The organism is Rhodococcus sp. IEGM 1307, from assembly GCF_030056915.1.
Classification (GTDB): Bacteria; Actinomycetota; Actinomycetes; order Mycobacteriales; family Mycobacteriaceae; genus Rhodococcus_F; species Rhodococcus_F opacus_D.
On sequence record NZ_JASHKW010000016.1, the window covers coordinates 30,824 to 44,973 of the forward strand.

Annotated in this window: 10 protein-coding genes and 5 pseudogenes; 12 read left to right on the plus strand and 3 right to left on the minus strand. The window is 67.3% G+C overall.

Features of this window, described 5'->3' with window-relative positions; all coding sequences use genetic code 11:
- Nucleotides 1–729 precede the first annotated feature (729 nt).
- The 5 genes and pseudogenes from QM841_RS27545 to QM841_RS27565 all read left to right on the plus strand — a co-directional run.
- Nucleotides 730–1,955, plus strand: a protein-coding gene (locus QM841_RS27545) for an IS3 family transposase (RefSeq protein WP_283334608.1) whose coding sequence is annotated in 2 segments (ribosomal slippage) — nucleotides 730–1,042 and nucleotides 1,042–1,955 — 1,227 coding nt in all. Because the reading frame shifts where the segments join, the coding sequence is not laid out codon by codon here.
- A gap of 107 nt (nucleotides 1,956–2,062) precedes the next feature.
- Nucleotides 2,063–2,281, plus strand: coding sequence for a hypothetical protein (locus QM841_RS27550; protein WP_283334541.1), 219 nt, complete (start codon nucleotides 2,063–2,065; stop codon nucleotides 2,279–2,281).
- Between the two features lie 86 nt (nucleotides 2,282–2,367).
- Nucleotides 2,368–2,675, plus strand: a pseudogene (locus QM841_RS27555) (transposase); the annotation flags it as partial.
- A gap of 214 nt (nucleotides 2,676–2,889) precedes the next feature.
- Complete coding sequence (locus QM841_RS27560; RefSeq protein ID WP_120661645.1) at nucleotides 2,890–3,939, plus strand: IS110 family RNA-guided transposase; 1,050 nt, start codon at nucleotides 2,890–2,892, stop codon at nucleotides 3,937–3,939.
- A 23-nt stretch (nucleotides 3,940–3,962) separates the two neighbouring features.
- Nucleotides 3,963–4,683, plus strand: a pseudogene (locus QM841_RS27565) (IS3 family transposase); the annotation flags it as partial.
- Here QM841_RS27565 and QM841_RS27570 read toward each other — a convergent pair.
- A pseudogene (locus QM841_RS27570) lies at nucleotides 4,580–5,993 on the minus strand (IS30 family transposase). The pseudogenes QM841_RS27565 and QM841_RS27570 sit on opposite strands and share 104 nt — an antisense overlap.
- A gap of 65 nt (nucleotides 5,994–6,058) precedes the next feature.
- Between QM841_RS27570 and QM841_RS27575 the strand changes: the two are divergent.
- Both QM841_RS27575 and QM841_RS27580 read left to right on the plus strand, forming a co-directional pair.
- A pseudogene (locus QM841_RS27575) lies at nucleotides 6,059–6,355 on the plus strand (transposase); the annotation flags it as partial.
- 125 nt (nucleotides 6,356–6,480) lie between these two features.
- Nucleotides 6,481–6,988, plus strand: a pseudogene (locus QM841_RS27580) (protein kinase domain-containing protein); the annotation flags it as partial.
- Between the two features lie 63 nt (nucleotides 6,989–7,051).
- Here QM841_RS27580 and QM841_RS27585 read toward each other — a convergent pair.
- Together QM841_RS27585 and QM841_RS27590 are read right to left on the minus strand one after the other, a co-directional pair.
- Nucleotides 7,052–7,723 carry an SDR family NAD(P)-dependent oxidoreductase gene (locus QM841_RS27585; RefSeq protein WP_164063596.1) on the minus strand — a complete coding sequence of 224 codons (672 nt, stop codon included), beginning with the start codon at nucleotides 7,721–7,723 and terminating at the stop codon, nucleotides 7,052–7,054.
- Between the two features lie 36 nt (nucleotides 7,724–7,759).
- Nucleotides 7,760–8,677, minus strand: a complete 918-nt coding sequence (locus tag QM841_RS27590) for a helix-turn-helix transcriptional regulator (RefSeq protein WP_095870052.1) — start codon at nucleotides 8,675–8,677, stop codon at nucleotides 7,760–7,762.
- Between the two features lie 168 nt (nucleotides 8,678–8,845).
- Here QM841_RS27590 and QM841_RS27595 point away from each other — a divergent pair, with 168 nt between their 5' ends.
- The 5 genes from QM841_RS27595 to QM841_RS27615 are packed head-to-tail and all read left to right on the plus strand — an operon-like array spanning nucleotide 8,846 to nucleotide 13,633.
- Nucleotides 8,846–10,102 carry an MFS transporter gene (locus tag QM841_RS27595; RefSeq protein WP_283334542.1) on the plus strand — a complete coding sequence of 419 codons (1,257 nt, stop codon included), beginning with the start codon at nucleotides 8,846–8,848 and terminating at the stop codon, nucleotides 10,100–10,102.
- Nucleotides 10,103–10,139: 37 nt separating this feature from the next.
- Nucleotides 10,140–10,649, plus strand: a complete 510-nt coding sequence (locus QM841_RS27600; RefSeq protein WP_095870050.1) for a cyclophilin-like fold protein — start codon at nucleotides 10,140–10,142, stop codon at nucleotides 10,647–10,649.
- Nucleotides 10,650–10,674: 25 nt separating this feature from the next.
- Nucleotides 10,675–11,442: an SDR family NAD(P)-dependent oxidoreductase gene (locus QM841_RS27605; RefSeq protein ID WP_283334543.1), complete on the plus strand. Its 768-nt coding sequence runs from the start codon at nucleotides 10,675–10,677 to the stop codon at nucleotides 11,440–11,442.
- 25 nt (nucleotides 11,443–11,467) lie between these two features.
- On the plus strand, nucleotides 11,468–12,493 hold the full coding sequence (locus QM841_RS27610; protein ID WP_164060175.1) for a zinc-dependent alcohol dehydrogenase family protein: 1,026 nt from the start codon (nucleotides 11,468–11,470) through the stop codon (nucleotides 12,491–12,493).
- 27 nt (nucleotides 12,494–12,520) lie between these two features.
- The gene (locus tag QM841_RS27615; RefSeq protein ID WP_283334544.1) at nucleotides 12,521–13,633 is read left to right on the plus strand and encodes an alpha/beta hydrolase; all 1,113 of its coding nucleotides are present in this window, start codon (nucleotides 12,521–12,523) and stop codon (nucleotides 13,631–13,633) included.
- Nucleotides 13,634–14,150: the final 517 nt, after the last annotated feature.

Sequence of the window (14,150 nt, forward strand, 5' to 3'; positions counted from 1 at the left end):
GAGCGCTGCGACGGCCTCGATGAGGTCGTGCCGGCGGTCGGCGCTGCTGCCGTGCCAATGGACCTTTTTCTCCGTGGACAGGCGGAGCGCTTCCATTGTTTTGCGGACGTCCGGGCATCGTCCTCGTCGCATAACGCTGCCGCGATCAGGTACGTGTCGGGGTCGCGGTCGGGCTGCGATCCGCTCTCATCGCCCCAGGCAGTCAGCATGAGTAAGAAGTCTCGGGAGTCGCTGCAACACCGATCACCGGAGTCTGGTCAAGTCCCGGCTGAGGGCGATCTCTGTGCCACCTGCCCCGGTCGGTGGTGCGGTGTGGTGCGGTGACGCCGTCGCCGGTTCGTCCCGTTGCCGGTCCGCGCGGCGGGACGCCCTGCGGCCAGCACTGTCTTGAGCTCGCGTATTCGCAGGCCCGACAACTCGTCGAACGAGTGCGCCCGCACCCCGCCGGAGCGCAGTGCGTCCACGGCTTCCGGGTCGTCGTCGACGAATGCCGACAACCACGACCCAACGGCTCGGCAGTGGCCGGCCTTGACCTCGACCGCCGGTCGGACGTCATTGCGGGAGCGGCACAACAGCGCCCGGCCGGGTGGAAAACCGTTATGCCCGAGCCATATCCGGGTCTGACCTGCGCAGGAGACGGGCCGGGTCGTGGAATACACGGGGCTTCCCCCTTGAGTGAGGACATCCTGGACACTGGGTCGTGAAGACCCAGAGGAAGAGATGTCACTGATGGTGATGAAGTCGTACTCGGCGGAATTCAAGGCCGATGCCGTCGCGCTGTACCTGTCCGATCCGAGCCACACGCTCGAAGGCATCGGCCGGGATCTGGGAATCAGCCGCGAGACGCTGCGCAACTGGGTGCGCGCCGAACGCAAACGCACCGGCGCTCCCGCGGCCGAGCGCGGAGCCAAGGGGCCGTCACGACCGGCCGGCAAGGTATCGTCCGAGTCCGTGTTGGAGGAAGAGAACAGGCAGCTCAAGGCCCAGATCCGGAAGCTCGAAACCGAGCGGGAGATCCTGCGGAGGGCCGCGAAATATTTCGCCGGGGAGACGAGTTGGTGAGCAGCCACTTCCAATTCGTTGACGACCACTGCGACACCTTTCCGGTGAAGTGGCTGTGCCAGCTCCTCGAGGTCTCCCGCTCGGGCTTCTACCGGTGGCGGGTCGCCGCCCCGGCCCGGGCCGCCCGCGCCTCCGCCGACGAGGAGCTGGCCGAGCGGATCCGCGCCATCCACGACGACTCCGACGGCACCTACGGGGCACCGCGGGTGACCGCCGAGCTGCGCGATGCCGGGATCGAGGTCAATCACAAGCGAGTGGAACGGGTGATGCGCGTGAACGGGATCGTCGGCGTGCACCTGCGCAAACCGGTGCGCACCACCGTCCCCGACCCGGACGCGGCCCCGGTTCCGGACCTGATCCGGCGGGATTTCACCGCGAGCGCACCGAACACCAGATACGTCGGGGACATCACCTACCTTCCGGTGGGTGACGGTGAATTTCTGTATCTGGCGACGGTGTTGGACCTGCACTCGAGGCGGTTGGCGGGGTGGTCGATCGCCGACCACATGCGCACCGAGTTGGTCACCGACGCGCTGCGGGCGGCCGCCGCCTGTCGTGGCGCCGCCGGTCTCGATGGGGCAATTTTCCACTCCGACAACGGGGCTCAATATGCATCGGCTGAGTTCGCTGACCTCTGCCGCGAGTTGGGGGTGACGACATCGCGGGGTGCGGTCGGGACGTCGGCGGACAATGCCGCCGCCGAATCGCTGAACGCGACGTTGAAACGGGAGACGTTGCAGGGGCGGAAGCGCTGGAACAGCTCGGGTGAGGCGCGCGCTGCCGTCTTCCGCTGGATCACGCGATACAACACGAGAAGGAGGCATTCCACTCTCGGCCAGATCTGTCCGATCGAGTACGAGCAGCGATCGGCTAGGCTGGCCACCGCCGCATAGGAACTGGTGTCCACATCTCGGGGGGAACGCCCCACCACCACCAACCCCAGACCGGCCACCGCCTCCACCAGATCTCGGCCCGGTTCGATGACCGCCGCCTGCCCGACATGGTCGAAGAACCGCTGCCACGCCTGTCGACGGCTCCCCTCCGGCTGGCCGGTCAGGAGGTGGGTGAATGCCGACAGGTCCGCCAGGCCGCCGTCGATGTCGAACATCACCACCCGCTCGCTGCCGCTCACCTGCCCGACCCTAGCCACATGGCCCGTAGAGATCCCGGCGCCACGCCCACCGCCGCGGATTCTGCCGGCCCCACCCGTGGTCGCTAGAGAGCCTTAGAAAGCGCAACTGAGGTTGCACCCTTGGAGTGGACACCCCTGACAATGGTTCTAGGAGAGCCAGGAGGGATGTCGAAGTGGGACGCCAGTCTCTGTACACGGAGGAATTCCGGAAAGACGCGATCGCGCTGTACCGCGCGGCCGACGGCCAGCGCACATATGCGGCGGTCGCCGCGGACCTGGGCATCAGTGGCGAAACGCTACGGACGTGGGTTCGCAAGGCCACCGCCCGCAATGGACGCCCGGAGGCCCGCAGCACCGCCGGTGGGGAAACCCAAGCGGACGAGCTCGCGCGGCTGCGGGCAGAGAACGCCCGGTTACGCGGTGCCGAGAAGGAATGGCAGCTCGAACGCGACATCCTGCGCCGGGCAGCCGCGTATTTCGCGTCAATGTCATCCTGGAGAGGTCCGGTGGGATTCGCTCGGTATTTTGCTGCCCCGGTCCACGGCCTGGTGGCTTGTCTTGATGTGCGGTCCCACCGGGCCCGGAGGGTCGTTCGTGTGGCTTGATAGAAGCCTGCCGCTGATGCCCGATTGAGGCCTGCCCGCGAACGCACCGATCCGACGCCTACAGCCCGTCAACCGGATTGGAGTCGCCAGTTGATCGTGATCGGAGTCGACGCCCACAAATCCACCCACACCCTCGTCGCGGTCGACGACATCGGCCGTCAGGTCGGGCAGCGGACCGTCAAGGCCACCACCGAGGGTCATCTGTCGGCGATCGAGTGGGCCGCCCAGTGGCCGCAGGTGCAGTTCGCGCTCGAGGACTGCCGCCATGTGACTCGGCGGCTCGAATCGGATCTGCTGTCCCGGGGCCACGCGGTGGTCCGGGTCAAGACCCAGTTGATGGCCCTGCACCGGCGCAGCGCCCGCCAGCCGGGAAAATCCGACCCCATCGACGCCCACGCCGTGGCGATGGCCGCGCTGCGTGAGGAGAATCTGCCGATCGCCCAACTGGACGAATCCACCAGGGAGGTCAAGCTCCTGTCCGATCACCGACGCAACTTGGTCTGCGAGAGAACGAAACTCATCAACAGGCTTCGCTGGCACCTGCACGAACTGGACCCCGAATTGGTGATTCCCGTGCGGGGGATCCGGCGGTATCGCGTCATGGACGAGCTCGCCGAACGGTTGACCGCGTTCACCGGTGTGGTCGCCCAGATCGCGGGCGAACTCCTCGACCGGTGCCGGCAGCTGACCGAGCAGGTCAACGATCTCGAGCGCCAGATCCGTGACCGCGTTCGGCGGATCGCGCCGTCGCTGCTCGCGATACCCGGGTGCGGAGTCCTCTCCGCCGCGGTCATCATCGGCGAGACAGCCGACGCTCGACGGTTCCACTCGAAAGATGCCTACGCGAAGTTCAACGGCACCGCCCCGATCCCGGTCTGGTCGGCCCACGAGCGGGTCCGCCTCAATCGCGGTGGCAACCGTGCCGTGAACGCCGCGCTGCACGCGATCGCCACTACGCAGGTCGCTCGCGGCGGGCCGGGCAAGGACTACGTGGCCAAGTTGCAGGCAGCCGGGAAGACGAAGCGGGAAGCAGTGCGCCTGCTCCGCCGACGTGTTTCCGACCGGGTGTTTCAGGTCCTGCGCGTCCACGAGTCCGCGACCGGAAACGCCTCGGAATCATCGCTTTCGGCGGCGGCTTGACATAGAAGCATCAAAGAGGTTAAGTGAAGACCCGCCGCTGGGACTTCATCTCCGACCATCGCGCCGAGTTCTTCCGTGCAGCGGCTGTGCCGGGTGCTGGGAACCTCCCGCTCCGGTTACTACCGGCACCTGGCCACCGAGGATGCTCGCGCCGAGCACGCGGCGGAGGAGGCTGCGACAGTCGCCGAGATCCGCGCCATCCATGCCGAGCACCGCAGCGCCTACGGCGCCCCGCGCGTTCACGCCGAACTCCGCTCCCGCGGACGCAAGATCAACCGCAAACGGGTGACCCGGCTGATGCGAATCCACCACGTGGTCGGCCGGCACCTGCGCCGCAGCAAGCGCACGACCATCGCGGACAAGTCGGCTCCGTCGGTGCCGGATCTGGTGATGCGAGACTTCACCGCTACGGCTGTCGATACCAAATGGTGTGGGGACATCACCTACATCCCCGTGGGATCCTCGTGGTTGTTCTTGGCCACGGTGATCGACATCTGCTCACGCCGGGTGGTGGGCTGGTCCATCGCCGACCACATGCGCACCGATCTCGTCACGGACGCGATCGAGATGGCAGTGCGCACCCGAGGTGGTGACGTCGGTGGCGTCATCTTCCACAGTGACCGCGGATCACAGGGCGGATTCAATCGGTCGTCGCAACACCTGGCTGTTGCAGTGAGCATAGCTGCTCGGCGAAGACCTCGGCCGGGGTTCGCCAGTCGTGGATCTTGCGGGGCCGGTTATTGATCGCCAGGGCGACGGCTTCGAGGTCCTCGGCGGACCACCTGGACAGATCGGTTCCCTTCGGGAAGTACTGGCGCAGCAGGCCGTTCGTGTTCTCGTTCGTCGGTCGTTGCCAGGGTGAGTGCGGGTCGGCGAAGAACACTTTCGTGCCGGTATCGAGGGCGAACTGGGCATGACCGGAGAGTTCCTTCCCGCGGTCCCAGGTGAGGGTCTTGCGGAGCTGCTCGGGGAGGGTGGTCATCGATGTCGTCAGCGCGGCGTTCATCGCGACGGCGCCATAGCCGCCGAGGGAAGGACCATTCTTCACGGGTGGCTTCTCGCCCCAACCCTCCAGCCGAGGCAGGTGCACGAGAATCGTCGATCGGCTGCTGCGCTCGACGAGCGTGCCGATTGCGGACCGGCCGGTTCCGATGATCAGATCCCCCTCCCAGTGCCCCGGGACGGCGCGATCGGCGGCTTCGGCGGGGCGTTCGCTGATCACGACGTCCTCGGTGACATGCCCTTGCGGTTTGTTCTGCGACCGCGCTCGGGGGACCCGCAGCGCCCGCCCGGTGCGCAGGCACGCGACCAGCTCCCGTTTGAGCGCGCCACGGCCCTCGATGAACAACGATTGGTAGATCGCCTCATGGCTGATGCGCATGGACTCATCATCGGGGAAGTCGATCCTGAGCCGGTGCGAGATCTGTTCTTCGGCTCCACACCGTCGCCCATGGCCTGTCCTGCCGATGCGGCTTGTTCAGTCCCTTCCACGCGGGCGTCTGCGGCCCGCGGACGATCGTGCCGTCGGGTCGGCGGACGCTGCCGGAGAGCCGCTCCTGCACGTATTTTCGCAACCTGTCGTTGTCCACGAGCTTCGCCGTCTTCGGGCGCTTCGCGGCCTGTTGCGCTTTCCACTGCGCCACCAGTGCCCGGTAGACCGGCTTGCCGCCCCGGGTCGCTGCGTTGCGGCGCAGTTCGCGTGAGATCGTTCCCGGGTCACGTCCGATCCGACGAGCGATGTCGCGCACGCCGACATCCTGGGCGCGCAGCAGTGCGATCTCCTCACGCTCGGCGAACGACAGGTAGCGGCCCGTGGGCTCGTCCAGGCTGATCGGCGGCATGCCGCCAGCGTGGCGGAACCAACGGCACCCGACCGGCCACGACACGCCGACGGCCTCCGCGGCCTCGACCGTCGTCACTCCCGATGCGATCCGCCGCCAGAAGTCCCGCTGCACCGCACGAGAGGGCTCCGGCCGGCCCGGTGAACGCATCGGAGGTCGCAATGCCCTGTCCGCCGCCCACTGCCGCCTGGCACCCACCGGCGCCCGAAACATCTGCTTGCTGCCCCATCCCATCGCACACCTCCGTGATCGAGGTGTTGCATCGACCGGTTGAGCCCGCCCAGTACACCGCAGCAGCTTTCGTCGATGTATGCCGCCGTCATGGGATCCAGCAGAGTCGGGGACGGGTCGGCTCGAGTTACGATAATGCTCTCGCCGAGTCGTTCTTCCAAGGACTCAAGAGGGAGTGGCTGCACGGACGGAGTTGGACGTCGAAGTCGCAGGCACGGCTGGAGCTGTTCGAGTGGCTCTCGTACTTCAATCGACGTCGCCGTCACTCCGCCCTCGGATACCTCACCCCAGTGGAGTTCGAACAACGACTGATCGCGTCGTCTACGCTGTCAGTCGCCGCATGAAATCCGGTGTCCACTCCCGAGGGGCAACCTCACAACAACCATGTTCCACGCACCACCAGCTCGCACACCCCCAAGAGCAATTCCACAGTGAGTACAGTCCCCGAGGAAGGTACGTCGATGCGCGGCGGATCACCACGCAGGCGGTGCCCGACCTGCGTGAGCACGGAATCCCCGACGAAGTGTCCGCGGTGATCGCCCGCGCGATGTCCCGGACCCCCGGTCAGCGCCCGGCCACTGCCGCCGACTTCGGGGAACAGCTGCGAGGGCTGCAACGCGACCACGGCTTCCCGGTCGACGAGATGGCACTTCGTGCGGAGGCCGATGCGCAGGGGAACGGGGAGCAACCGACCTGGCGCGGCGGGCGATTGTCGCAGCCTTCCTCCACGCCGGGCGCGACGGGAAGTCTTCCCCAGGAGCTGACGAGTTTCGTCGGCCGCCGGCACGAGTTGACCGAGGCGAAGAATCTGCTGGCCGGGTCTCGGCTGGTGACGTTGACCGGGATCGGCGGTGTCGGCAAGACGCGGCTGGCGATGCGGGTCGCGTCCGCTGTGCAGCGCGACTACGCCGACGGTGTGCCTCGTCGAGTTGGATGAGCTGCGCGACGGGTCATCACTGGTCGATGAGGTGGCATCGCCGACCGCCTGGTGATCTCACCCGCGGCGCTGAGTCGCCACTATCGGTCATTCGGTGGAATACTCACGTGGTCAGGCCGATTCCGCTGACGGTGGCTCGGAAGGGGCCAGGCTGGGCGTGGATGTTCCAGAGCTGATCGGCCAGGGCATCGGGGGCGTAGAGCGGGTCCCCGCCTCCGATTGCGCCGGGGATGATGAGCTGTTTGACGTGAATGTTCTGAGGTGTGAGCGCCTCGTGGAGCATTGCACCATAGGCCGATTCGCCGGCGAAGGCGATCGAGGTGCCCGCCACGTTGGGGTTCGGTGTCGCTGCGCTGGAACCGTTGACGAGAAGGATCGTCCCGCGCCCCAGTTGCCGCATTCCGGGAAGCACTTGTTGGACGGCGGTGACGGGGCCGAGGATGGAGAAGTCGGCGGCCGCGGCGAGGTCGGCGGCCGTCGTCTTCAGGACAGGGCGCAGGAAGTCCTTGCGCGGGACCGGGCTGTACTGCAGTACCTCGATCGGGCCGAGTTCGGAGGCTGCCCGATCGAGCGCGCCGGCCAGCTTCGGCCGGTCCTGCACGTCTGCGGCGTATCCGCCCGCCTGCACCCCGTGCTCGGCGAGTTCGGCCGCGATTCGGTCGACGTTGTCCTGGGTGCGCGAGATCAGTGCGACAGTGAATCCGTCACGCCCGAAACGTCTGGCCGTTGCCGCGCCGAGCCCTCGGCCGGCCCCGATGATTGCGATGGTCGTCATAATTGTCCTTTCGACAAGGTCGGAGTCGCCGAAGCGCTATTCGCCGGTGGTGAGGGCCGGGTGGTCGGCTGCGGTGGCGGTGAGGGTGGTGGCCGCCCAGTTGGCGAGCAGGGTCATGGCGTCGGCGGACGGGCTGCCGGGTTCGACGCTGTAGAGGGTCAGGACCAGGCCGGGGTCGGCGGGCAGCGGCATTGTTTCGTAGCCGATGGTGATCTCACCCACGACGGGGTGGTGGAAGGTTTTGGTGCCGGTGTAGTGCAGGCGCACATTGTGTTTGGCCCACCTGACCCGGAATTCGTCGCTGCGGGTGGACAGTTCACCGACGAGGTCGGAGATGCCGCGGTCGTAGGGGTCGCGGCCGGCGTCGGTGCGCAACAGGTTGACCGCGCCGTCGGCCATCTGGTCCCAGTCGGGATAGAACTCGTGGGCGCGGGGGTCGAGGAAGCAGAACCGGACGAAGTTGACCGCCTTGCTGGGATCGGGGTGCAGTTGGTCCGGGTACAGGGGCGAATAGAAGGCGTAGGCGAGGCGGTTCGCGGCGACGAGGTCGTGGCGGGCGTTGCGCACGAATGCGGGCCCGTTGTAGCCGTCGAGGAGTCGCTGCACCATCGGACGCACCGCCTTGGTGGTGCGGCGTGAGCGAACTCGTTGCGGGCTGGTGAGGGCACTGCGGTGCAGGTCGAACAGGTGGGAGCGTTCGGCGTCGTCAAGTTCCAGGGCACGCGCGATGGCATCGAGCACGGACTCGGAGACGCCGGTGACCTTGCCGCGTTCGATCTGGGTGTAGTAGTCGACCGAGAGCCCGGCCAGGGTGGCGACCTCTTGGCGGCGTAGGCCGGGGACGCGGCGTTTGGCGGCGTCGTAGACGGGCAGCCCGACGTGTTCAGGGGTGATCTTGGCCCGCCGTGACGCCAGGAATTGGCCGATCTCGGCGACTCGGTTGGTGGACTCCATACAAACGAGGCTACGACCCGCGCGTCGGCCGATGCCAGGTGCTGTGAGGGGGGTGCTGCCAGCACCCCCCTAATCCTCGCCTCCCACGCGGGCAGCTGACGGCGTTGCATGGGTGCTGCGAGCGCAGAGGTGCTCTGAGACCGAATCCTTCGATATCGACGAGGTGACATGACCACGCGAACGCCTGTCCGACCGAACACCGGCACTCCCCTGCCTGTGCTGGTGTATGTGCTGGCGGCCGGGATCTTCCTGATGGGCACGACCGAGTTCATGGTCGCCGGACTGTTGCCCGACGTCGCCGCGGATCTGGGTGTGGATATCGCCCGGGCCGGGTTGCTGGTCACGGCGTTCGCGGTCGGCATGATCATCGGCCCACCGGTAATGGCATTGGCCACGCTGCGGTTGCCCGCCCGAGCCACCTTGATCGGGGCGCTGATGGTGTTCTCCGCCGGGCACGTGGTGGCCGCGGTCAGCGACTCGTTCACCGTCGTCACCGCCTCCCGCGTCCTCACCGCGCTGGCGACGGGCACGTTTTGGGCGACCGGTGCGGTGGTGGCGGCCGCGGTCGTCGGCCCCGGGGCGAGCGCGCGGGCATTGGCGGTGATGTCGGGCGGGTTGAGCCTGTCCGTGGTCGCCGGTGTCCCGTTGGGCACCTTCGCCGGCCAGTTCACCGGGTGGCGGGGTCCGTTCTGGATGCTGGCCGTGCTGGCGGTTCCGGCGATCGTCGCTGTCGTTCGGTTCGCTCCGGGCACCGCGACCGGGGACACGGTGAGTGTGTCGGTGCGCTCGGAGGTCTCGGCAGTGCGGCCGTGGCGGGTGTGGGCGGTGCTGGGTGCGATCATGCTGGCGCAGGCCGGATTCCTCGGCGCCTACAGCTTCATCAGCCCCCTGCTGACCGACCGCGCCGGCATCTCCGCCGCGCTGGTGCCGCTGGTACTCGTCGGGTTCGGTGTGGGTGCCCTGGTGGGGACCGCGCTGGCCGGTCGGATCGGCGACAGGTGGCCGCTGGCGACCATCGCCGCGGCGGTGACGGTGACCTCGGTTCTGCTGCTCGTCCTGGCAGCGACCGCGAGCCACTCGGCGATCGTGGTGGGTGTGATCGTCGTTCTGGGCGCCTCCGGGCTCGGGGCGAACCCGGTGCTGATCGCCCAGACCATGCGATTCGCCGGACATGGCTCACGGCTGGCCTCGTCGCTGGCGACCGCTGCCTTCAACCTCGGCACCGCCGCCGGAACGGCGTTAGCCGCGACCACCCTGTCGACGTCACTGGGTGTGGTCGGGCCGGCGGTCCTCGGCGCCGCGATCACGGCCACCGCGCTGATACCGATCGCACTGCTGGCGACCAACCGGGCGCGTCCTGCCGCCGGTAACCCGCCGCCCCAACCTTCCGACGAGACGCTGCGGGTCCCCACGTCAGTGAGCTAGAGCGCGGCTGAACACCGGCATCGAGAGGAGAAAACCCATGCGCCCCAGGATCACCGGGCTGGTCGTCCTCGCGACAGCCGTAGCCGGGCTGACCGCCTGCGCAAGCACATCGGACCCCGCCGCGCACAGTGCGACGCCGGCGTCACCGACAGCGCAACCTGCGACGTCACAACCTGGTCAGGACGCACCGTTCATGCAGATTCGGTTGAGGATCGGCGCGACGGAGGCAACCGCACGACTCTACGACAACGCCGCCGCACGAGACTTCGCCTCCCTGCTACCAGTGACGATCACCCTGCACGACCTCGGCGGTCGCGAGAAGGCCGGACCGCTGCCTCGCGAGCTCGCCGACGGTGCGGGCCAGAGCAGCTACCGCGCAGGACAACTCGGCTACTGGGCACCCAGCAATGACCTGGCCATCTACTACCGCGAAGACGGGTTCACGATTCCCGATCCCGGGATCGTGATGATCGGCGAGATCGACACCGGACTCGACGCCATCATCCGCGCCGACGGCACCGACACCCTCACCATCAGCGCAGCCTGACCACCCCAATGAAAGGAACATCATCGTGAACCCGACGTACGACTTCACCGGCCAGGTCGCCTTCGTGACCGGCGCCGGTTCCGGCAAGGGACGTGCCACAGCGCGGGCGTTCGCCGAATCCGGTGCCGCGGTGACTCTCGCCGATGTCGACGACGACGCGCTGAACACCGCGGCCACCGAGCTGCGTGACACCGGGCACCAGGTCCTGACCGTGCACTGCGACGTCTCCGACGAGACCAAGGTCGCCGCCGCGGTCACCTCGACGGTCGAAACGTTCGGTCGACTGGACTTCGCCTACAACAACGCCGGAATCCAAGCCCCCGCCACCGATGCCGCCGACGAGCCAGCCGAAACCTTCGACCGCGTCACCGGCATCAACCTGCGCGGGGTGTGGGCCTGCATGAAACACGAACTCGCCCACATGCGCACCCAAGGCTCCGGCGCGATCGTCAACTGTTCCTCCCTCGGCGGCCTCGTGGGGCTCCCCAGCCGGGCCGCCTACCACGCCGCCAAGCACGGTGTCATCGGTCTGACCCGCTCGGCCGCACTCGAATACGCGCCCCGCGGCATCCGGATCAATGCGATCTGTCCCGGCACCATCGAAACCCCACTGGTCACCGACATGATCGCCTCCGGCGACCTCGACCCCGACGAAGCCGCCGCCAACCAACCCATCGGCCGGTTGGGCACCGCCGACGAAATGGCCGCCGCCGTGCTGTGGCTGTGCAGCCCCGGCGCCAGCTTCGTCGTCGGCGTCGCCCTGCCCATCGACGGCGGCTACACCGCCCGCTGACCCCCAACGACAGAAGAGGACCACCATGCGTGGAGTAGTGATGTATGCCCCCGGCGATGTTCGCGTCGTCGAGCGGCAAGACCCGAAGATCATCGAGCCGACCGACGCGATCATCCGGATCACCGCGACCTGCATCTGCGGATCCGACCTGTGGCCATACCGGGGTGTGGAACCGGTCGACCACACCCTGATGGGACACGAGTACGTCGGCGTCGTGGAGGAAATCGGTGAGGCCGTGAGGACCCTGAAGGTCGGCGACTTCGTCGTCGGGTCGTTCGCCGTCTCCGACAACACCTGCGAGATCTGCCGAGCCGGTTACCAATCCCGTTGCGTACACGGCTCCTTCGTCGCCGGAGACATCGGCACCCAAGCAGAGAAAGCCCGCATCCCCTACGCCGACGGAACGCTCGTCGCCACGCCCGGTCAGCCGGACCAAGACCTGGTTCCCTCGCTGCTGGCCGCTTCCGACGTCCTCGGGACGGGCTGGTTCGCCGCCGTCGCCGCCGAGGCCGGACCCGGCAAGACCGTGGCCGTGGTCGGGGACGGTGCCGTCGGCCTGATGGGTGTGCTCGCCGCCAAACAGCTCGGCGCCGAACGGATCATCGCCATGTCCCGGCACGCCGACCGCCAAGGGTTGGCCCGCCAATTCGGTGCCACCGACATCGTGGAATCCCGCGGCGACGAGGGCGTCGCCGCGATCAAGGAACTCACCGACGGGCTCGGCGCACACAGCGTCATCGAAGCCGTCGGCACCGAGGAGTCGATGCTGCAGGCCATCCGCTCGACCAGGCCCGGCGGGCACGTCGGCTACGTCGGCGTCTCCCACGACGGTGTCACCCTGCCCGCCAACCAACTGTTCTTCGCCGAAATTCACCTGATGGGCGGCCCCGCACCCGTCCGCCGCTTTCTGCCGGAGCTGATCGACCTGATCTGGCGCCGCGAGATCGACCCCGGCAAGGTCTTCGACCTCACCCTCCCGCTGGACCAGGCGGCCGAGGGCTACCAGGCGATGGACGAGCGCCGCGCCATCAAAACGCTGCTCACCCTCTGACACGACACCACAAGGAGCACAACAACGATGAACACCCCCCGCACACGGCGAGGCACTCACCGCTCAATGAAGCTGGCCGGCGCCGGTATTGCCACGCTCGCCGTCCTGGCCGCCTCGGCCTGCTCGGCCGCCGACTCGCCCACCTCATCGGCAGCTCCTGCCTCGCCGGTCGCGAACCTGGCCTCCGGTGATCTGTCCCAAGGTGCCGACAACTTCTACACCAGCGACCAGGTCACCATGGAGAAGGTGACATTCAAGAACCAGTACCGGATGGACGTCTCCGGCAACCTGTTCGTCCCCAAAAACCTCGACCGCAACACCAAGAACGCCGCCATGGTGGTCGGGCACCCGATGGGCGCGGTCAAGGAGCAGAGCGCCAACCTCTACGCCACCAAGATGGCCGAGCAGGGTTTCGTGACGCTCTCGCTGGACCTGTCGTTCTGGGGTGACAGCGCCGGCGAGCCCCGCAACGCCGTCGCCCCCGACATCTACACCGAGGACTTCAGCGCCGGCGTGGACTTCCTGCGCACCCAGTCCTTCGTCGACACCGAACGCATCGGCGCGCTCGGAATCTGCGGCAGCGGCAGCTTCGTCATCAGCGCCGCGAAGATCGACCCCCGCATCAAGGCCGTCGCCACGGTCAGCATGTACGACATGGGCGGTGCCACCCGCAACGGGGTGGGCCACTCGGTCACCCTCGATCAGCGCAACGCCGCCCTGGCGCAAGCCGCAGCCCAGCGAGACATCGAATTCACCGGCGGACCCACCGAATACACCGGCGGCACACCCGAACAGCTGACCGATCAGTCCGGCCCGATCGAGCGCGAGTTCTACGACTTCTACCGCACCGCGCGCGGCAACAGCCCCGACACCACCACCCAGCCGACGCTGTCGAGCAACGTCAAGTTCATGAACTTCTACCCCTTCAACGACATCGAGACCATCTCGCCCCGCCCGATGCTGTTCATCGCCGGCGAAAACGCGCACTCACGCGAGTTCACCGAAGAGGCCTACCGCCTCGCCGGTGACCGCAAGGAACTGATGATCGTGCCCGGTGCCGGTCACGTCGACCTCTACGACCGGGTCGACATGATCCCCTTCGACAAGTTGACCGAGTTCTACACCCAGAACCTTACCTAACGGGTGGGCGGGCAGTGACCGGACCCGGTTGAGTGCTCGTACCCCCACAGAGGACCCACCGAGATGCCGGCGTGCACCGACTACGCACGCCGGCATGTCCCTATCACCATCAACCTCGACGCGTGACGGCAGGGACACCGAGACACATCCACAGGTGCACGGACAAAACCCTTCTCGCGACGACACGCCCGCACCGCACCGCGGTTGCCGAACCGGGGTGACGAAGTACGGACGGAAGGACACCGATGACTGGGAACGGTGCCGACAACAATGAACGAGCGGGAACGATCGCGATCGGACTGGCCATCGCGATCACCGCCCTCCTGACCTACCTGGAGGCACTGGCCTGTTGACTGCTCAGGTCGGCCCTCTCACGACCCGAGCCTTAGCAGGCTCTCGCCTACGCAAGGCACCGTAGGCCGCAAGTAGTCCGCTACACGGGGTGCAGCTAGCGGCTGGCTCCGAGTCAACTCGTTCGGCTGCGACGCCGACACCAGCATCGACGGAGACAGCGTCA